This is a genomic window from Sphingobium abikonense NBRC 16140, assembly GCF_001598335.1.
Taxonomy (GTDB): Bacteria; Pseudomonadota; Alphaproteobacteria; order Sphingomonadales; family Sphingomonadaceae; genus Sphingobium; species Sphingobium abikonense.
Window position 1 is genome coordinate 276,653 of the sequence record NZ_BCYT01000003.1, and the last position, 16,893, is coordinate 293,545.

Annotated in this window: 19 protein-coding genes and 1 pseudogene; 9 read left to right on the forward strand and 11 right to left on the reverse strand. The window is 64.9% G+C overall.

Annotated elements, in window-relative coordinates:
* The first annotated feature begins 36 nt into the window (after nucleotides 1-36).
* Entirely contained in the window at nucleotides 37-786 is a 750-nt protein-coding gene (gene aat, locus SAB01S_RS05205; protein ID WP_062732027.1) for a leucyl/phenylalanyl-tRNA--protein transferase, read from the forward strand.
* Nucleotides 787-821: 35 nt separating this feature from the next.
* On the opposite strand, the pseudogene SAB01S_RS19015 reads toward aat, so the two are convergent.
* The 4 genes and pseudogenes from SAB01S_RS19015 to mobA form a co-directional block, all read right to left on the reverse strand.
* A pseudogene (locus SAB01S_RS19015) lies at nucleotides 822-1,244 on the reverse strand (DUF2155 domain-containing protein); the annotation flags it as partial.
* A complete protein-coding gene (locus SAB01S_RS05210) occupies nucleotides 1,241-1,639 on the reverse strand; it encodes an NADH:ubiquinone oxidoreductase subunit NDUFA12 (RefSeq protein WP_021227133.1) in 399 nt (132 codons plus the stop codon). The pseudogene SAB01S_RS19015 and the gene SAB01S_RS05210, both read right to left, overlap by 4 nt.
* Nucleotides 1,640-1,689: 50 nt before the next feature.
* Nucleotides 1,690-2,229, reverse strand: coding sequence for a DUF192 domain-containing protein (locus SAB01S_RS05215; protein ID WP_062732028.1), 540 nt, complete (start codon nucleotides 2,227-2,229; stop codon nucleotides 1,690-1,692).
* A gap of 40 nt (nucleotides 2,230-2,269) precedes the next feature.
* Nucleotides 2,270-2,800 carry a molybdenum cofactor guanylyltransferase gene (mobA, locus tag SAB01S_RS05220; protein WP_062732029.1) on the reverse strand — a complete coding sequence of 177 codons (531 nt, stop codon included), beginning with the start codon at nucleotides 2,798-2,800 and terminating at the stop codon, nucleotides 2,270-2,272.
* A gap of 99 nt (nucleotides 2,801-2,899) precedes the next feature.
* On the opposite strand from mobA, the gene fdhD reads away from it, so the two are divergent.
* Nucleotides 2,900-3,700 carry a formate dehydrogenase accessory sulfurtransferase FdhD gene (gene fdhD, locus SAB01S_RS05225; protein WP_062732030.1) on the forward strand — a complete coding sequence of 267 codons (801 nt, stop codon included), beginning with the start codon at nucleotides 2,900-2,902 and terminating at the stop codon, nucleotides 3,698-3,700.
* Here the strand turns inward: fdhD and SAB01S_RS05230 are convergent.
* Nucleotides 3,697-4,113 carry a GtrA family protein gene (locus tag SAB01S_RS05230; protein ID WP_062732122.1) on the reverse strand — a complete coding sequence of 139 codons (417 nt, stop codon included), beginning with the start codon at nucleotides 4,111-4,113 and terminating at the stop codon, nucleotides 3,697-3,699. The two genes, fdhD and SAB01S_RS05230, sit on opposite strands and share 4 nt — an antisense overlap.
* 45 nt (nucleotides 4,114-4,158) lie before the next feature.
* Here SAB01S_RS05230 and SAB01S_RS05235 point away from each other — a divergent pair, with 45 nt between their 5' ends.
* Entirely contained in the window at nucleotides 4,159-6,057 is a 1,899-nt protein-coding gene (locus tag SAB01S_RS05235; RefSeq protein WP_062732031.1) for a Na+/H+ antiporter NhaC family protein, read from the forward strand.
* Here the strand turns inward: SAB01S_RS05235 and SAB01S_RS05240 are convergent.
* Both SAB01S_RS05240 and SAB01S_RS05245 read right to left on the reverse strand, forming a co-directional pair.
* Nucleotides 6,019-6,477 (reverse strand): nucleoside deaminase, encoded by a 459-nt coding sequence (locus tag SAB01S_RS05240; protein ID WP_062732032.1) that lies wholly within the window; start codon nucleotides 6,475-6,477, stop codon nucleotides 6,019-6,021. The genes SAB01S_RS05235 and SAB01S_RS05240 overlap by 39 nt on opposite strands.
* A gap of 37 nt (nucleotides 6,478-6,514) precedes the next feature.
* On the reverse strand, nucleotides 6,515-6,736 hold the full coding sequence (locus SAB01S_RS05245; RefSeq protein ID WP_009822596.1) for a hypothetical protein: 222 nt from the start codon (nucleotides 6,734-6,736) through the stop codon (nucleotides 6,515-6,517).
* Between the two features lie 144 nt (nucleotides 6,737-6,880).
* Here SAB01S_RS05245 and rpmB point away from each other — a divergent pair, with 144 nt between their 5' ends.
* Nucleotides 6,881-7,174, forward strand: coding sequence for a 50S ribosomal protein L28 (gene rpmB, locus SAB01S_RS05250; protein WP_009822595.1), 294 nt, complete (start codon nucleotides 6,881-6,883; stop codon nucleotides 7,172-7,174).
* A gap of 76 nt (nucleotides 7,175-7,250) precedes the next feature.
* On the opposite strand, the gene SAB01S_RS05255 is transcribed toward rpmB, so the two are convergent.
* Nucleotides 7,251-8,240, reverse strand: a complete 990-nt coding sequence (locus tag SAB01S_RS05255) for an esterase-like activity of phytase family protein (protein ID WP_062732033.1) — start codon at nucleotides 8,238-8,240, stop codon at nucleotides 7,251-7,253.
* Nucleotides 8,241-8,430: 190 nt separating this feature from the next.
* On the opposite strand from SAB01S_RS05255, the gene SAB01S_RS05260 reads away from it, so the two are divergent.
* Entirely contained in the window at nucleotides 8,431-8,838 is a 408-nt protein-coding gene (locus tag SAB01S_RS05260) for a glycine zipper 2TM domain-containing protein (protein WP_062732034.1), read from the forward strand.
* Between the two features lie 51 nt (nucleotides 8,839-8,889).
* Here SAB01S_RS05260 and SAB01S_RS05265 read toward each other — a convergent pair whose 3' ends face one another.
* Together SAB01S_RS05265 and SAB01S_RS05270 are read right to left on the reverse strand one after the other, a co-directional pair.
* Nucleotides 8,890-9,126 carry a hypothetical protein gene (locus SAB01S_RS05265; RefSeq protein WP_062732035.1) on the reverse strand — a complete coding sequence of 79 codons (237 nt, stop codon included), beginning with the start codon at nucleotides 9,124-9,126 and terminating at the stop codon, nucleotides 8,890-8,892.
* A 78-nt stretch (nucleotides 9,127-9,204) separates the two neighbouring features.
* The gene (locus SAB01S_RS05270; RefSeq protein ID WP_021227123.1) at nucleotides 9,205-9,423 is read right to left on the reverse strand and encodes a hypothetical protein; all 219 of its coding nucleotides are present in this window, start codon (nucleotides 9,421-9,423) and stop codon (nucleotides 9,205-9,207) included.
* 215 nt (nucleotides 9,424-9,638) lie between these two features.
* Here SAB01S_RS05270 and SAB01S_RS05275 point away from each other — a divergent pair, with 215 nt between their 5' ends.
* The 4 genes from SAB01S_RS05275 (at nucleotide 9,639) to metH (ending at nucleotide 15,426) form a co-directional block, all read left to right on the forward strand.
* Nucleotides 9,639-10,610 carry an ArsR/SmtB family transcription factor gene (locus tag SAB01S_RS05275; RefSeq protein WP_062732036.1) on the forward strand — a complete coding sequence of 324 codons (972 nt, stop codon included), beginning with the start codon at nucleotides 9,639-9,641 and terminating at the stop codon, nucleotides 10,608-10,610.
* Complete coding sequence (metF, locus tag SAB01S_RS05280; protein ID WP_062732037.1) at nucleotides 10,607-11,515, forward strand: methylenetetrahydrofolate reductase; 909 nt, start codon at nucleotides 10,607-10,609, stop codon at nucleotides 11,513-11,515. The genes SAB01S_RS05275 and metF overlap by 4 nt, the downstream gene beginning before the upstream one ends.
* Nucleotides 11,516-11,659: 144 nt before the next feature.
* On the forward strand, nucleotides 11,660-12,706 hold the full coding sequence (locus SAB01S_RS05285) for a homocysteine S-methyltransferase family protein (protein ID WP_062732038.1): 1,047 nt from the start codon (nucleotides 11,660-11,662) through the stop codon (nucleotides 12,704-12,706).
* 119 nt (nucleotides 12,707-12,825) lie between these two features.
* Entirely contained in the window at nucleotides 12,826-15,426 is a 2,601-nt protein-coding gene (gene metH / locus SAB01S_RS05290) for a methionine synthase (protein WP_062732039.1), read from the forward strand.
* A 43-nt stretch (nucleotides 15,427-15,469) separates the two neighbouring features.
* Here the strand turns inward: metH and SAB01S_RS05295 are convergent, their stop codons facing one another.
* Nucleotides 15,470-16,876: an OprO/OprP family phosphate-selective porin gene (locus SAB01S_RS05295; protein WP_062732040.1), complete on the reverse strand. Its 1,407-nt coding sequence runs from the start codon at nucleotides 16,874-16,876 to the stop codon at nucleotides 15,470-15,472.
* Nucleotides 16,877-16,893: the final 17 nt, after the last annotated feature.

Consider the following 16,893-nt stretch of genomic DNA (forward strand, 5'->3'; position numbering starts at 1 on the left):
CCCTGCCTGCGCTTCCTCTGCTACCCTTAGCCCCCCATGCTGATCGACCCGCTGATCCTGTTGCAGGCCTATTCCATCGGCGTCTTCCCCATGTCGGATGATCGCGACGCGCGCGATGTCTATTGGGTCGAACCCAAATATCGCGCGATCCTGCCCCTGGGTCAGTTCCACCTGTCGCATTCGCTGGCCCGGGTGCTGCGCCGCGATCGCTTCCGCGTCACCGCCAACCGCGCTTTCGGCGATATATTGGCGCTGTGTGCGCAGGCCGCGCCCGATCGTCCGTCGACCTGGATCAACCATGCGATCGAGCGGGCCTATGTCGACCTGCACGCCCGACGCTTCGCCCATTCGATCGAGGTGTGGGACGGAGAGGAACTGGTCGGCGGCCTATATGGGGTGGCGCTGGGCACCGCCTTCTTCGGCGAATCCATGGTGTCGCGCCGCACCGACGCGTCAAAGGTCGCGCTGGCCTGGCTGGTGGCGCGGATGCGCTTTGCCGGCTTCACCGTGCTCGACTGCCAGTTCATGACCGATCATCTGCGCACGATGGGTGCGGTGGAAATCCGGCAGCGCGACTATCTTCAGTTGCTGGGCGCGGCCGTAGGTTCGGTGGCGCTGGGCGCGGAGTCGGACGTGCTGGCCGCCGGGTCGGGCGCGGCGGCGGAACTGGCGTTCGCCCCGCTGGCCGGACGCGCCGACACCGGCTCGCCCTTGGCGCCCAGCTTGACCGTGTCGGGGCCGCTTTCGGGCCATTCCATCGCGCAGCTTCTGACCCAGACGTCATAGATCGGGTGCTGCACCACATTGCGGTCGGGGCGGTCGCGGAACAGCCAGCCGGAAAAGGCGCGCCGCCACTTATTGTCGGCGCTGCTGCGCACGTCCAGCTGCACGAACGCACCGGTTTCCTGGATATTTTCCCAGGGCGCAGTCGTCTCGCACGCCTGCAACCGCACGATCGCATCGCCCACGCGCACCGCCTCGCCCGGCTTCAACGTCAGATCGCGGGTCAGGCCGTTGCGCTTGTTCAGCAGGCCCAGCACGGCGGATCGCTCGACCATCGGCGTGCCGGGCATGACGCCATTGTCGGCGGGACGGATCGGCGCGCTCTCCACCTTGACCGGCCCGGACCGATTGGCCGGCGGCAGGGCGTCATTGTCGCCGCATGCCGCCAACGTCAGGGCGCAGGGCAGCACGATCATGCATGGAAGGATCGGCGGGAACGACCCCGCCGGGCGTCCGCTCATGCCGCGTCGGGGCTCCACGCCTCATAATCGCCGGTCGCCTTCTGGCGCAGGCCGCCCTTTTCCAGCGCGCCCGACGGGCGATAGGCCTGGGGCGTGCCGGTCGCGTTGGGGGTGGATTCCTTTTCCCAGATGCGCGGCGGCGGCAGGAAGCTTTCGGGCGCCCCTTCGATCGAATGATGCAACCAGCCATGCCATTCGGCCGGCACGCGGCTCGCGTCATTCGCGCCGCTATAGATCACCCAGCGGCGGGTCAGCCCATTGGGGTCCTTGCCGCCTTCGAAATAGACATTGCCCTGATGATCCTCGCCGACCTTCGTGCCCTTGCGCTTGGTAAAGAGCCAGGTGCCAAAGGTGGCGCCATTCCACCAGGTGAAGATGTTTGCCAGGATACCCATGGCCCAAGCGCTTAGCCGTTGCGAGGGACGCGGGCAAGACGGATATGGCGTCAGCGCGCCGGGGCCGGGCAGAAATTGAGGTCGGTCGTCAGCGTGTCCGTCGGCACCGCGCAGCCGCCCCAACTCACCCTGTCGCCTTCGCCGATGCCCAGTTCCGCCGCGCGCCCGCCGCGCAGTTCCAGCACCGCCGCCACCGGCACCCCGGCCGAAATCGGCTCGCGCGCATAGGGTTGCGCCTGCGCCTTCACGAACGCGATCGTCCCGTCGGTATGGATGAACAGCATGTCGAGCGGCACCAGCGTATCCTTCATCCAGAAGCTCGCGGTGCGCGGCGGGTCCATCGGGAACAGCATGCCCCCGTCCGCCGCAATCTCCTTGCGGAACATCAGCCCCTTATCCTGCTCCTGCGGCGTGCGTGCGACCTCGACATCGAACCGATGCGCGCTGCCGCCGGTCGTTTGGATCACCACGGGCAGCAGGGCAGGGGTCCGGGCGGCAGAGACGTTGCTCGCGTCCTGTTCCTCGTCAACCTTCCCGCTCTGGCAGGCGGTGAGCAGGGCAAGGGCGAACAGGCTGGCGACGCGGATCATGCCGCCTGCCTAGAGCGAATCGCGTGCCGGGGGGAAGGGGCTATTGCGTCTTTTGCAGCGCCGCCAGATCCTGCGGCCGGTTGATATTGGGCAGCGCGATGCCCTCCAGCGTCACCACGCGCCCGCCCGCCGCCTCCAGCCAACCGCGAATCGACCGACTGTTCTCACCAGCCAGATAAGCGTCCAGCATCGGCGCGAGCGTAGCGGGCCACCATCCCAGCAGCGGCTGGCCCTCCACCACCGCCGCTTGCGCGCCGATCAGCAAAGCGGGCAATTGCGCAGGATAGACCGGCATGTCGCATCCCGTGGTCAGCACTCCGGCAAAGCCATGATCGATCGCATGATGCAGCGCGGCGTTGAGGCCCCCCAAAGGCCCCAGATCGGGCTGCGGCCGGTCCGCCAGCCCGCCCGCGCGCCCGCACACCACCACCAAGCCAACATGGGGGCTGATCGCCGCAATGGCATGATCCAGCAAGGTGCGCCCGTTCAGCATCGCCAGCGCCTTGTCACTGCCGAACCGGCTGGACCGCCCGCCAGCCAGAACCGCCCCCAGCACTATCCGCGTCGCCATGGCGTCTCCTCAAGGTCCGCTATCGTCATAGGCGGGACAGGCGCGCGCCGCCAGCCGTGACATTGCCAGCCCGGCGGGTGGGGCCTAGGGTCGCCCACAATGACAATACCACCCGATCCCGCTCCGGACTCCCAGCCTTTTCTGCGCCTGACCCCGGATGGTGCGACCAGGCCGGTCGACCGGCCGCTGGCGCGGGAAGTGCCCGTCGCGATCGAATATAATGGCGCGGGCTATGCGGTGCTGATGGCGACGCCCGACGATATGGACGATCTGGTCCAGGGGTTCAGCCTGGCCGAAAGGCTGGTGTCGCGCGGCGATGCGCTGCTCGACGTAGATGTTCATGCAACCGGCGCGGGCGTCATCGCGCGCGCGACCTTGCCGCCGCACCGCACCGACGATCTGCTCCGGCGCGTGCGCCACCGCACATCCGATTCGGCTTGCGGCCTGTGCGGCGTCGAAACATTGGAACAGGCCTTGCGACCGCTGCCAACCATCACGGCCAAGTCCAGCGCGGATCATGCCGCCATCTTCCGCGCGCTTGGTGCCCTGCGCGATCATCAGCCGTTGAACGCCGCGACCGGCGCGGCGCATTGCGCAGCCCTGGTCGATCCGCAGGGGCGCATCCGCCTGGCGCGGGAGGATGTCGGCCGCCACAATGCCTTTGACAAGCTGATCGGCGCTATGGCTCGCGCAGGCCATGGCTGGGACGGGGGCTTTGCGCTGCTCTCCTCGCGCTGCTCCTATGAACTGGTGGAAAAGGCGGTGCTGGCCGACTGTCCGCTGCTCGTCACCATCTCCGCGCCGACCACCCTTGCTGTCGACCGCGCCGCAGCGGCCAGCCTGCCGCTGGTCGTGCTCGCCCGATCGGATGCGCTGCTGGCCTATGGCAACGCGCTTTAGCGGAACACCCATTGCCGGTTGAGCATGAACATGATGGCCGGCGTCACGAACAACATCGCGGGAATGGGTGACCATTCGGGCCAGCCCATATGCGTGACGCACAGCCACACCCAAAGTGCGTTCAAGCCATAGCTGACCAGCGACGCCGCCACGAACCGCACGCCGCGCGCGCCATGCCCGTCGCTGCGCGCCTGATCGCGGAAGGTGAACAGGCTGTGCGCGACATAGCCCACGCACACCGCCCCGCCATAGCCGATGAAGTTGGCCACCTGGACATGCAACCCGCCCAGCGTCGCCAGGCACCAGTAGATCGCGGCCTGGCAAGCGGTGACGAACAGGCCCGTGACGCCATAGCGGACGATCTGCCAGAACAGCGCGCGCTGCTGCGGGCTCAACCGTTCGGCGAAAATCATCATGGCCCCCGTTGCGCTTTGAAGCGGGTCGTCTAATCGACCGGCATGAACTTGCAAAGCCGGCACGACATGCGCGCGAAATGGATGGTCCTGGCGGGTCATCTCGCGCGCTGGTCCAGCCGTCACTGGAAATGGCTGACCTTCCTCATCTGGATCGTTGCCGTCGTCGCGATGGTGGCGACGCGCTGGCCGGCAATCTACTGGCTCGTGCTCGGCGATACCGACGACAATATCCGCTATGTCCAGGTGAAGGACTGGCTGGCGGGGCAGGGCTGGTACGACCTGCGCCAATATCGGCTTGATCCGCCGGGCGGCGCGAATATCCATTGGTCGCGCATCGTCGATCTTCCCATTGCCGGGCTGATGCTGTTCTTCCGGGCCTTTGTCGACCAGGGCATGGCCGATCGCCTGGCCTGCGGCATCGCGCCCTTGTTGCCGCTGCTGCTTCTGATGCTGTCGCTAGGCTTCATCGGCCGGCGGCTCGCCGGGCCGCATGGCTGGCTGCTCGCGGTGGTCGCGCCCTTCGCCGCGCAGATGGGGCTGGGCATGTATGCGCCGATGCGCATCGACCATCATGGCTGGCAACTGGCGCTCGCGCTCACCATGCTGGCCGGGGTGATCGACACCAACCGGCTGCGCGGCGGCATCATGGCCGGCGTCAGCAGCGCGCTCTCCATCGCCATCGGCATGGAAATGATCGTCTATCTGGCTGCGGGCGGGGCGCTCATCGCTTTGCGCTGGGTATTCCGCCCCGGCGCGGAAAGCCGCATGCTCGCCTATGCGCTCAGCCTGTCGGGCGCGACCTCGCTCCTGTACCTGCTCTTTGCCAGCTATGCCAATCGCGCCATGGTCTGCGACGCCCTCTCGCCCATATGGGTGGCGGTGTTCGGCGCGGCCGGGGCGGGGATGGTGCTGCTGGCGCTCGCGCCGCTGCGGGGCTGGCCCATGCGTCTTGCCGCCGGCGCACTGGTCGGCGGCGCGCTTGGCCTCTTCGTCTGGTTCAACTGGCCGCAATGCCTCAGCCCCTATCAGATTTCACCCGAACTCCAGCGCCTGTGGCTCGCCAATATTCGCGAGGCCAAGCCGATCACCGCGCAGGCGCAAAGTCTGGTCGTGCCGCTGCTCGCCATCCCCGCCGCCGGCCTCATCGGCCTGCTCTGGGCGCTGTGGGATGCGCGGCGCGATGGCGAACGGCTCTGGGCCTGGGCGACCGTGGGGGCGATGATGGTCTTTTCGACCGCCTTGCTGTTCTGGCAGCTGCGCGCCGGTCCGGCGGCACAATTGCTCGCCATCCCGCCCGCCGCCTGGGCCGCGCACCGGCTGGTCGCGGCGGTGCTGACCGGATCGCGCCGGGCCCGCATCGCTGGCGCGGCCGGCGTCGCTCTGCTCGCCGCCATCGCCTTCGCCTATCCGCTCTACCCGCAGGTGGTGAAAATCTATCAGGACATGACCGGGCAAAAGCCAAAGGCCTGGCGCCCCTCCGCGCTTGCTCGAACCGATGCGATCAAGAAAGCGAATGGCCGGTGCCGCACATTGCCGGCGCTGGCCGTGCTGGACCAGCTGCCGCCCGCGACGATCTTCACCATGGTCGACCTTGGCCCCCGCATCCTGGCGACCACGCATCACAGCGCCCTGGCCGGCCCCTATCACCGCAACGGCGCGACCATCCTCGACATCCATCACGCCTTCGATGGCAAGCCCGCCGCTTTTCGCGCCATCGCCGCCCGGCATCACGCGACCTATCTGCTGATCTGTCCCAATTTCCCCGAAGGCACCATCTACCAGTCACGCAGTCCCGGCGGCTTTTACGCAGACCTGATGCGCGGCCAGCGGCCCGACTGGCTCGTGCCGGTGCGGCTCAACACCGACATGACCTTGCCCTATCAGCTGTACCGCATCCTCTATTCACCGGCGGGCAGCGAAAAAATCGCGCAGCAACGCTGACGCGTCCGCTTGCGCAAGCCCGCCATAGACTTCGGGCCGGTGCAGGCATTGGGGTTGGGTGAAAAGGCGCGGCCCCTGTTCGATCGCGCCGCCCTTGGGGTCCGCCGCCCCATAATAAAGCCGGGCGATGCGCGCGTGGGAAATGGCGCCCGCGCACATCGGGCATGGTTCCAGCGTCACCCACAGGTCGCAGCCTGTCAGCCGAAAATCGTTAAGATGGGCCGCAGCCGCCCGCATCGCGACGATTTCGGCATGGGCGGTCGGGTCGCGATCGCGCCGGTTGCGATTCTCGCCCTCGCCAATGATGACGCCGTTCCGCGTCACCACAGCGCCGATCGGCACTTCCTCCGCCTCCTGCGCCCGTAGCGCCAGTTCCAGCGCACGGCGCATCGGGGCGGGCAGGGGGAAGGGCGCGGCCATGATCCGCCCCTAGCGCATCTGAACGGCGATCGGAATATCAGGGCTTGCGCACATCCACGGTCGGCACTTCGACCGTTTCGTTGCGGGTGCCGACCTCGACCTTGGCGACATTGGCCTCATATTTGGGCAGCGATCCGCCACGCACCGACACTTCGGGCAGGCTGCCCGATTGCGTGCGCTGCAGGTCGATGAATCCGGTCGCGATGCCACCCGCCAGCACCAGCAGGATAATGACCAACAATCCACCAATGAGTCGCATTCCGCCCTCCTTTGCTGTAACCCAGGTCAAACGCCGCGCTGGGGGAAAGGGTTGCGTGCCGTCCCATCCGGGTTGACGGCCGCAGGGAATCCCGTTATCGGCGCGGCTTTCCGAACGAACCCGAATTCAAAGGTTGAACAGACTATGTCGCGCATCTGCGAGCTGACCGGCAAGGGCCGCCAGGTGGGTCACAACGTGTCCCACGCCAATAACAAGACCAAGCGTGTGTTCCTGCCCAACCTGCAGAACGTCTCGCTGATCTCCGAAGCGCTGGAAACGACCGTGAAGCTGCGCGTGTCGACCCATGGCCTGCGTTCGGTCGAACATAATGGCGGCCTCGACAACTGGCTGGTCAAGACCAGCGACGACAAGCTCTCGCTCAAGGCCCGTCGCCTCAAGCGTGACATCGTCAAGAAGAAGGCCGCCGCAGCGGCCTGATCCTGTCCGATTCGTTTCGGTGGATGAGCGGCCTGGAAACGGGCCGCTTTTTTGCGTCCTTTCGCGGAGCCGATGGTCACATCATCGGCAAGGCGAATTTCAGCAGCAAGGTGCGCTGGAAAAATTCGTGATTGTCGTCGGATATAATCCACAGGATCGGCCGCCCCCCTTCGCGCGTCACCGTCATCCCTTCAAAATTGTCGGCGAGCAGCGGCGGCGCCAGCCGGGCGAGCGTGCGGCCTTTGAGGATCGTGCCCGGCGACAGGATCGGTGGCAGGTCGACGATGGCGATCGTCGCGGTGAACAAGTCCTGCAACGTCAGGCGGCGGTGGAGCACCAGCAAGTGGCGCGCATCCAGCGCCACCGCATCGGTCGGCCTGTATCCCCGGGGCGGGGTATAGCGCAGCGGGACGGGATTGCCGGTTGCGGCATCGGCCGGATCGCCGGGGAAGAGCAGCGCCTCGTGCCGCCCTTCCGCCGTCATGCCCATTTCGCCGATCGCGATAAAGCGTCCATCGGGCAACCGGGCAAGCGATTCGATTGATCCCGTCTTGGGCCAGGCGGCGATCTGAGGCCAGGTGCGGCACGCTTCCACCCGCGCGAAACCGGGGCCATAGCGACAGATGGACTGTTGCAGCTCAAAGCCTACCCAGTAGCGATCCGTGGCGGGGTCGTGGGTCAGCGACTCTGAATCCCACGCCCACCATGGCCGGTGCCGATCCTGCGGGCGAACGGGCAGGGGGGCGATGAACGGTCGGCGCAGATGCGGTCCGTCGCCGACATGAAATCCCATCAATATGCCCGAATCGCTCAATGCCAGCATTTCGCCGGGCGCTGCGGCCAGCAATGCGGATATGCCGCCAAAGCCGGGATTGGCGCTCTGCAACTCCCACCCGCCCAGATATGTGAGCGCGCCGATCCTGCGCCGCGCCGGATCGGTGCTGTCCAGCGGCAACGCGCGCACGCTGACCAGCAACGTCCCGGGGCGCACCGTTTCGGGCTTTCCGGGGTGAGGCGCAGGCCATAGCAGCATCGCCAGCACAAGGATGATCAGGATTCGGCTCATCGCCGCCCCGCTTAGGGCAATATGCGGCAGGACGCAGCAAAGCAGTGACGGGCCGCCATCAGGTGAACGCTGGCTGACAGCGCCATTCAGCGATGGCTCAAACCCGATCGGGCATAAAGACGTCAATCAATGGCGAATCCCGTTCTTGACGCTTCGCCGATGAGATATTTTTTCTGGAGGAGCAACCGCCATGAAGATGAAGTTTCTTGTAAATATGGGAGCCGCTCTCGCGATGGGCGCCGCCTCCCTTGCCGTCACCGCCACGCCCGCCATGGCCCGCGACCATTATCGCGGTTATGATAGGGGCGACTATTATCGCGGATACGACCGCGGATATCGCGGCTATCGCGGCGACCATTATCGCGGTTATCGCGGTGAACGCTATTATCGCAACAATTATCGCGGTTATCGTGGTGGCTATCGCTGCCGGGATAATGGTACGGGCGGCACCATCATCGGCGCGATCGCCGGGGGCCTGCTCGGTAATGAGGTGGGTCGCAATTCGGGCCGCTACGGCCGTGGCGACGGTACGGCCGGCGCGATCATCGGTGCTGGCGTCGGCGCCCTCGCCGGCCGCGCGATCGACCGCAACTGCTAAGCCAGCCTGGTTAGCCGTAAAGGAAGGGCCGTCCCCCGCCGGGGCGGCCCTTCATTGTGCCGGCTTGCTCTCCGGCGCCTGGCCGCGCTGACGGTCCGCCGCCATGCGCGCTGCGGGGTTGAGATCCCCCGCCTTGTCGTCCGTCACGCCGACGCGCGCGTCCAGCATCGCTGCGGCTTCATTAAGGGCGCGCGCGTCGCTCGCGCTGACGCCGCCCACGCCGTCGCTCTCCGAAGATCCGCATCCGGTCAGCAGTGCCAGAAACATCAGCCCCGACAGATAGCGCATCGGCACTCTCCCATGGAAAAGGGGCCGCCCCGTTGCCGGAGCGACCCCTTTCGCAAATTCTTCCCTGGTCAGGGACAATTACATCGCGTTCGCGACGTTGTTCGTCGCGTTCGACGCGGCGTTGGCGGCATCGTCAGCGGCGTTCATCGCGGCGTTCATGGCGTTGTCGGCCGCGTTCGACGCGTTCTCGGCAGCATTGGCAGCCATGTTGGCGGCGTTTTCTTCGTGGTTGCCACTGCAGGCAGCCAGGCCGAGCGAAGCGGCGAGAACGAGCGAAAGAGCAATCGACTTGGTCATGGGCAACAACCCCTCTCTGAGAAAAAAAAGATGCAGACCACTCTCGGAGAAAAGCTCACCCCCCATTGCGCCTGCGCCGCGATTCGTACTGCCTTGATCAAGGCAAGGCAATCCCATTCATCGCAACGCAAGGCTTTGCGGGGGTCGTTACGCTTGGTTCGTCGCGGAAATGACGGGCATTGACGTATATAAAGATTTCTTTATATGATCGTCTTATGCACTCCGCTCTCGATATTTTCCGGGCGCTCGGCGACCCGACGCGATTGCGGATCGTGCATTTGCTGCGCGCGATGGAACTGGCGGTGGGGGAAATCGCCCAAGTTGTCGGGCAAAGTCAGCCCCGCGTATCCCGCCATGTCCGCATCCTTGCCGAAGCTGGCCTTGTCGAACGGCGCAAGGAGGGCAATTGGGTGTTCCTGCGCCTGGCGCGCGGGCAGGGCATCGCGCCTTTTCTCACGCTGTTCGATCGGATCGAACCTACGCAACCCGAAGCGCTGTGGCAGGCGGCCGATCTTGCGCGTCTGTCGGCGGTGCGGGCGGAGCGGGCGCGCGCGGCCGAGGCCTATTTTGCCGAACATGCCGACGAATGGGACGCGATCCGCTCGCTCCACGTGCCCGAAGCGCAGGTCGAAGCGGCAATGACCGCGCTGCTGGCGCGCGAACCAATCGGCCATTTGCTCGACATCGGCACCGGCACCGGACGGATGATCGAATTGTTCGGTGACGAAGCGCGCCAAGTGACGGCGCTGGATCGCAGCCCCGACATGCTGCGCCTCGCCCGCGCCAAATTGCCGCAGGACGCTGGCGACAAATATGCGCTGCTGCTGGGCGATTTCCTGTCCCTGCCGATGGAATCCGGCAGCATCGACACGGTGCTGTGCCATCAGGTGCTTCATTATGCCCAGGCGCCCGAAAGCGTCATTGCCGAAGCGGCGCGCGTGACCGCGCGCGACGGCCGTGTGCTGATCGCCGATTTCGCCCCGCATCAGCGGGAAGAATTACGCACCCGCGACCAGCATGCGCGGCTCGGTTTTGCCGATGCCCAGATGGAAGGCTGGTTCGCGGATGCGGGCCTGGTCCTGGAACAGGTGGAACGCCTGCCGGGGCAGGAATTGACGGTGCAACTGTGGCTGGGGCGGCGCAAGGGCGCCGATGTCCTGCCGCTCGAACGACGGATATCCGCATGACCATTGACGATCGCGTGCCCCTTTATGCGGATCTGGCCGGCGATGCGCGCGTCAGCTTCGAATTTTTCCCGCCCAAGACGGAAAAGATGGAGGCGCAGCTCTGGTCGGCGATCGAAACGCTTGCACCCCTTTCGCCCCGTTTCGTGTCCGTCACCTATGGCGCGGGCGGATCGACGCGGGAGCGCACGCATAATACGGTCGCCCGGATCGCGCGGGAAACCCCGCTTGCTGCCGCCGCGCACCTGACCTGCGTCGCCGCCAGCAAGAGCGAGATTGACGAGATTGCCGACGCCTATTGGCAGGCCGGCGTGCGCCATATCGTCGCGTTGCGTGGCGATCCGCCTGAACAGGGTGGACGGTTCGAAGCGCATCCCGATGGCTATGCCGGCGCGGCCGATCTGGTCGAAGGGCTGATGAAGCGTCACCCGTTCGAAATTTCCGTGTCCGCCTATCCCGAGGTTCATCCCGACGCCCGCGATGCGCAAAGCGATCTCGACAATCTCAAGCGCAAGCTGGACGCGGGGGCGACCCGCGCCATCACGCAATTCTTCTTCGAACCCGACACCTATTTCCGCTTCATGGATGAGGTGCGCGCCGCCGGCATTGACGCGGAAATCGTGCCCGGCATCATGCCGGTCGGCAATTTCGCCGCGGTCCAGCGCATGGCGGCCATGTGCAACACCGATGTGCCCGCCTGGATGGGGCGTCTGTTCGAAGGCCTGGACGATCGCCCCGCTGCCCGGCAGCTGATATCCGCGACGCTCGCGGCGGAACTCTGCCGCAAACTTTATGAAGGCGGCGTGCGCGACTTTCATTTCTATACGCTCAACCGGGCGGAACATAGCTATGCGATCTGCCATCTGCTGGGTTTAAGGCCCAAGGTGGCGGCTGAGATAGTGACGTGATGAATTTCATCAGCCGTTCGTCCTGAGTAGCCATTGAGCGAAGTCGAAATGGCGTATCGAAGGATAGGCGCTTCGATACGAGGCTTCGACAAGCTCAGCCTCTACTCAGCACGAACGGATTTTTCCAAAAGCGGGGACGAGACGATGACCGCCGAACAGACATTCCGCCAACTGGCCGCCGAAAAGATCCTGATCTTTGACGGCGGCTATGGCACGTCGATCCAGAAACATGGCCTGACCGAAGCCGATTATCGCGGCGACCTTGACCTGGCGAAGGACCAGAAGGGCAATAACGACCTTCTCTGCCTGACGCGCCCCGACATCGTGGAGGGCATCCACACCGCCTATCTCGACGCAGGCGCGGACATGGTCGAAACCAATACGTTCAGCTCGACCAAGATCGCCATGGCCGATTATGGCTGCGAACATCTGGTCTGGGACATCAATGTCGCCGCTGCGAAGCTGGCCCGTTCGGCGTGCGAAAAGGCAGGCGCGAAGGACGGCAAGCCCCGCTTCGTCTGCGGTTCGATCGGCCCCACCAACAAGACGCTCTCCATCTCGCCCGACGTCAACGACCCCGCCTATCGCGAAGTCGACTATGATACGCTCAAGGCCGATTATCGTGAGCAATGCGATGCGCTGATCGCGGGCGGCGTCGATTTCCTACTAGTCGAAACCTGCTTCGACACGTTGAACGCCAAGGCGGCGGGCATGGCCGCGCGCGAAGCGGAAGCGGCGGCCGGGCGGTCCGTGCCGCTGATGCTCAGCTTCACCATCACCGACATGTCGGGGCGCAACCTGTCGGGCCATACGATCAACGCCTTCTGGTATTCGCTGCGCCATTTGAAGCCGCTGACCATCGGCGTGAACTGCGCGTTCGGGGCGGACCTCCTGCGCCCCTATCTGGCCGAATTGTCGAAGAATGCCGACACGCTGATCCTGGCCTATCCCAATGCGGGCCTGCCCAATGAGCTAGGCCAATATGACGAGCGGCCCGAAACCACCGCGAAGCTGATCCGCGACTGGGTGGACGAGGGGCTGGTCAACATGGTCGGCGGCTGCTGCGGCACGACGCCTGCGCATATCGGCGCGGTGGCGAAGGCGCTGGCCGGTCACAAGCCGCGCGCGGTGCCCGAACTGCCGGTCGTGACGCGCCTGGCGGGCCTCGAACCCATGCACATCGCGGCGTGAGAAATAGGGAGGGGATATCTCTCCTCCGTTCGCCCTGAGCTTGTCGAAGGGCTGCACTTTCTTGAAAAAAAGGACTGGGCTTCGACAGGCTCAGCCCGAACGGAATTGAAGATCGGGATATGACCACCCAGACCACCGCCACTTTCGTCAACATCGGCGAGCGCACCAACGTCACCGGCTCCGCCAAGTTCAAGAAGCTGATCATGGCGGGCGATTATGCCGCCGCCATCGACATCGCGCGCGAGCAGGTGGAGAATGGCGCGCAGATCGTCGACGTCAACATGGATGAAGGCCTGCTCGACGCGGTCGAGGCGATGACCACCTTCCTCAAGCTCATGACATCGGAACCGGACATCAGCCGCGTCCCGGTCATGATCGACTCTTCCAAATGGGAAGTGATCGAGGCAGGCCTCAAATGCGTGTCGGGCAAGCCGGTCGTCAACTCGATCAGCATGAAGGAAGGCGAGGAAGCGTTCCTCCATCACGCCCGCCTCTGCATGGCCTATGGCGCGGCCGTCGTCGTCATGGCCTTCGATGAAACCGGGCAGGCCGACACCAAAGAGCGCAAGGTCGAAATTTGCGAGCGCGCCTACAAGCTGCTCATGAGCATCGGCTTCCCGCCCGAGGACATCATCTTCGACCCCAATATCTTCGCCGTCGCGACCGGGATCGAGGAGCATAATAATTACGGCGTCGACTTCATCGAAGCCTGCCGCGAGATCAAGGCGCGCTGCCCGCATGTCCATATTTCGGGCGGCCTCTCCAACTTCTCCTTCTCCTTCCGCGGCAATGAGCCGGTGCGCCGGGCGATGCACAGCGTCTTCCTCTATCACGCCATCCCCGCCGGGCTCGACATGGCGATCGTCAACGCAGGCCAGCTTGACGTCTATGACGCGATCGATCCCGCGCTGCGCAAGGCGTGCGAGGATGTCCTCCTCAACACCGACCCGGAAGCTGGCGACCGCCTCGTCGCGCTGGCGGAAAGCTTCAAGGGCAAGGATGCCGCGTCGGAAAAGGCCGCGCAGGAATGGCGCGGCTGGCCGGTCGCCAAGCGCCTCGAACATGCGCTGGTCAAGGGCATCGACATGTATGTGGTCGAGGATACGGAGGAAGCCCGGCTCGCCGCCGCCAAGCCCATCGAGGTGATCGAAGGGCCGCTGATGGACGGTATGAACGTCGTCGGCGACCTGTTCGGCGCAGGCAAGATGTTCCTGCCCCAGGTCGTCAAATCCGCCCGCGTCATGAAGAAGGCGGTCGCGCATCTGCTGCCCTATATCGAAGCGGCAAAGGAGCCGGGCGCGAAGGGCAAGGGCAAGATCGTCATGGCCACGGTCAAGGGCGACGTCCATGACATCGGCAAGAATATCGTTGGCGTCGTGCTCCAGTGCAACGGCTTTGAGGTCATCGACATGGGCGTGATGGTCCCCTGGCAGGACATCATCAAGGCCGCGAACGAGAATGATGCCGACATGATCGGCCTGTCCGGCCTCATCACCCCCAGCCTGGACGAAATGGTGACGGTGGCAGCGGAAATGCAGCGCGCCAACATGACCATGCCGCTGCTGATCGGCGGCGCGACCACGTCGAAGGTTCACACCGCGCTGCGGATCGACCCGGCCTTCACCGGCCCGGTCGTCCATGTGCTCGACGCCAGCCGCGCGGTGGGCGTGGCGACCGCGCTGGTTTCGGAAACGCAGAAGACGGACTTCGTGCAGAAGACGAAGGCCGATTATGATCATGTCCGCAAGGCGCGGGAAGGGAAGGGGCAAAGCCAGCTTCTTTCGATCGAGGATGCCCGCGCCAATGGCTTCGAGATGGACGAGGCGCTCAAGGCGCCGCGCCCGCGCCTGCCCGGCGTACACCGCTTCCCCGACTGGGATTTGAAGGACCTGGTCCAATATATCGACTGGACCCCCTTCTTCCGTGCCTGGGAACTGGCCGGCAATTATCCCGCAATCCTGGACGATGAGATTGTCGGTGAAAGCGCGCGCAGCCTGTTTGCCGACGCGCAGAAGATGCTCGACAAAATCGTCAACGACAAATGGTTGACCGCGCGCGGCGTTTGCGGCCTGTGGCCCTGCCGCCGGGTGGGCGACGACATTATCGTCCATGTCGAGGATGAACGCCACGTCCGCCTGCCCATGCTGCGCCAGCAGATCGCCAAGCGGGAAGGGCGGGCGAACATGTGCCTGGCCGACTTCATCAGCCCCCATGGCGACTGGATGGGCGGCTTTGCCGTATCGATCCACGGCATCGAACCGCATCTCGCCCGCTTCAAGGCGTCAATCGACGACTATTCGGACATTCTTTTGAAAGCCTTGGCGGACCGTTTGGCCGAAGCCTTTGCCGAGCGGCTGCACCATTATGTCCGCACCGCGCTCTGGGGCTATGCGGAGGGGGAGCAGCTGACCAACGAGGCGCTGATCAAGGAGCAATATCGCGGCATCCGCCCAGCGCCGGGCTATCCCGCCTGCCCGGAACACAGCCTGAAACCCCTGCTGTTCGACATGCTCGACGCGCATCACGCCACCGGAATTTCGCTGACCGAAAGCTTCGCGATGCTGCCGACGGCGGCGGTGAGCGGCTTTTATTTCGGCCATGCCCAGGCCGAATATTTCGGCGTCGCCCGCGTCGGCCGCGACCAGCTGGAAGATTATGCGCAGCGGCGCGGGATCGATCTCGACACGGCCGAGCGTTATCTGCGCCCCAATCTCGACTGATCGACATGGGGCGGTGCGCGATCGCGCATCGCCCGCATGCCGGTCAGAAATCCAGTTCGGCGCGCCAGCCGATGACATCGACACTGTAATCCCGGTCATCCCCGGCCAGGATCGCCGCGTCGCTGTAGCGCAGATGCGCATAATTGACGTTGAAGCGCAGAAATTCGACCGGGGTCCACACCAGCGCGGCGATCACCGCCTTCTGCGTGCCGCCCACGATCCCCTTGTCGTTCAAATCCAGATAGTCATAGCGCAGCGTCGTCTGCAACGCGCCCCACCCGCCGCTGCCGACCGGGCTGTCGGGCGTCACCGTGCCGAAGATGCCGTTCTTGTACCCGCGCTTTTCGCCTGTCAGCACATAGCCCACCTCGCCATAGCCGCCGAAGAAGACGGGATCGGCGACGCCGGGTCGCGACACCCGCAACCAATGCGCCTCGCTTGCCCACCAGAAGGGGCCGCGTTCGCCCGCAAATTCCAGTCCATAATGGCTTTCGCTGTCGCCGACGATCTGCGGTGTCGCCAGGAAGCGGCTGTTGGCGGAATGAAGATAGGCGCGCTGCCGATAGCGTTGGCCGACCGACGAGAGCCGCTGGAAATCGCGCCAATGGCCCGACGCCGCGACATGCAATTGCGTGTCGCCCCATTTGGGCGCCAGCACGATGCGCCCGTCCAGCGCATAGCTGTTATTCTCGTCCCCACCGTCGGCGCCGTCCGCATCATTGGTCAGCGAATCGGCGCTGTCGGAAAAGACGCCCGCCTGCGCCAGCACTATGCCCTTGCGATATTGCACGGACAGGCCCAGCCGCCGCTCGAAATTGAAGGTGTCGGTAAAGGCCGCGCGCTCCATCACCGCGCCGCCGGTATCGCTGATCAGCTCGTCCAGCGACTGGAATGCGTTGTGATTGCCCAACGTCACCAGCCACGGGCCTTTTTCATAGGTGATGAAGGTATCGACAAGGTCGACGCTGTTGTCGGACAGTTCCAGCTCCAGCTTATAACCAAAACCGCCGCCGATTTTCCCTTCACCGCCCAGCCGCAACCGGCGCAACTCGTTGGAATAGCCACGCGCCCGGTCGGCGACGCTGTCCGGCGTCATCAGCAGGCCGGCATCATATTGAATGCGGCCTTTGGGGTGAAACGTCAGTTCCCCCTGCGAAAAGACCGGGCCGCCATTCCAGCGAACGGCCGTGGGCGATTCGGCGGGCGGAGTGGAGGGAGCGGCGGTCGCCAGCTTTGCAGGGGCGGGTACTTCACCTTGCACCGGCGCTGCCGCCGCAACGGTGTCGCTTCCCCCGATGCGGGCCTCCAGCCGGTCGATCTGGGCTTTGAGAGCCGCAATTTCGGCTCGCAAGGCCGCGGCCTCCTGCTGGCTGATCACCTGCGCGGCGGCAGGAACCTGCGCCATCGTCAGGATCAGCGCGATGGCGGTCATGGACTTCATAGCTGGCATGGAAACGCCCTTTCTCT

Coding starts and splice junctions, on each gene's coding strand:
- SAB01S_RS05260 (WP_062732034.1), top strand. CDS start 8,431: ATGAAGATGAAGTTTCTTGTAAATATGGGAGCCGCTCTCGCGATGGGC.
- metH (WP_062732039.1), top strand. CDS start 12,826: ATGACCACCCAGACCACCGCCACTTTCGTCAACATCGGCGAGCGCACC.
- metF (WP_062732037.1), top strand. CDS start 10,607: ATGACCATTGACGATCGCGTGCCCCTTTATGCGGATCTGGCCGGCGAT.
- SAB01S_RS05255 (WP_062732033.1), bottom strand. CDS start 8,240: ATGAGCCGAATCCTGATCATCCTTGTGCTGGCGATGCTGCTATGGCCT.
- rpmB (WP_009822595.1), top strand. CDS start 6,881: ATGTCGCGCATCTGCGAGCTGACCGGCAAGGGCCGCCAGGTGGGTCAC.
- SAB01S_RS05275 (WP_062732036.1), top strand. CDS start 9,639: ATGCACTCCGCTCTCGATATTTTCCGGGCGCTCGGCGACCCGACGCGA.
- SAB01S_RS05235 (WP_062732031.1), top strand. CDS start 4,159: ATGAACTTGCAAAGCCGGCACGACATGCGCGCGAAATGGATGGTCCTG.
- SAB01S_RS05210 (WP_021227133.1), bottom strand. CDS start 1,639: ATGGGTATCCTGGCAAACATCTTCACCTGGTGGAATGGCGCCACCTTT.
- SAB01S_RS05230 (WP_062732122.1), bottom strand. CDS start 4,113: ATGATTTTCGCCGAACGGTTGAGCCCGCAGCAGCGCGCGCTGTTCTGG.
- SAB01S_RS05240 (WP_062732032.1), bottom strand. CDS start 6,477: ATGGCCGCGCCCTTCCCCCTGCCCGCCCCGATGCGCCGTGCGCTGGAA.
- SAB01S_RS05285 (WP_062732038.1), top strand. CDS start 11,660: ATGACCGCCGAACAGACATTCCGCCAACTGGCCGCCGAAAAGATCCTG.
- SAB01S_RS05295 (WP_062732040.1), bottom strand. CDS start 16,876: ATGCCAGCTATGAAGTCCATGACCGCCATCGCGCTGATCCTGACGATG.
- aat (WP_062732027.1), top strand. CDS start 37: ATGCTGATCGACCCGCTGATCCTGTTGCAGGCCTATTCCATCGGCGTC.
- SAB01S_RS05215 (WP_062732028.1), bottom strand. CDS start 2,229: ATGATCCGCGTCGCCAGCCTGTTCGCCCTTGCCCTGCTCACCGCCTGC.
- fdhD (WP_062732030.1), top strand. CDS start 2,900: ATGACAATACCACCCGATCCCGCTCCGGACTCCCAGCCTTTTCTGCGC.
- SAB01S_RS05245 (WP_009822596.1), bottom strand. CDS start 6,736: ATGCGACTCATTGGTGGATTGTTGGTCATTATCCTGCTGGTGCTGGCG.
- mobA (WP_062732029.1), bottom strand. CDS start 2,800: ATGGCGACGCGGATAGTGCTGGGGGCGGTTCTGGCTGGCGGGCGGTCC.
- SAB01S_RS05265 (WP_062732035.1), bottom strand. CDS start 9,126: ATGCGCTATCTGTCGGGGCTGATGTTTCTGGCACTGCTGACCGGATGC.
- SAB01S_RS05270 (WP_021227123.1), bottom strand. CDS start 9,423: ATGACCAAGTCGATTGCTCTTTCGCTCGTTCTCGCCGCTTCGCTCGGC.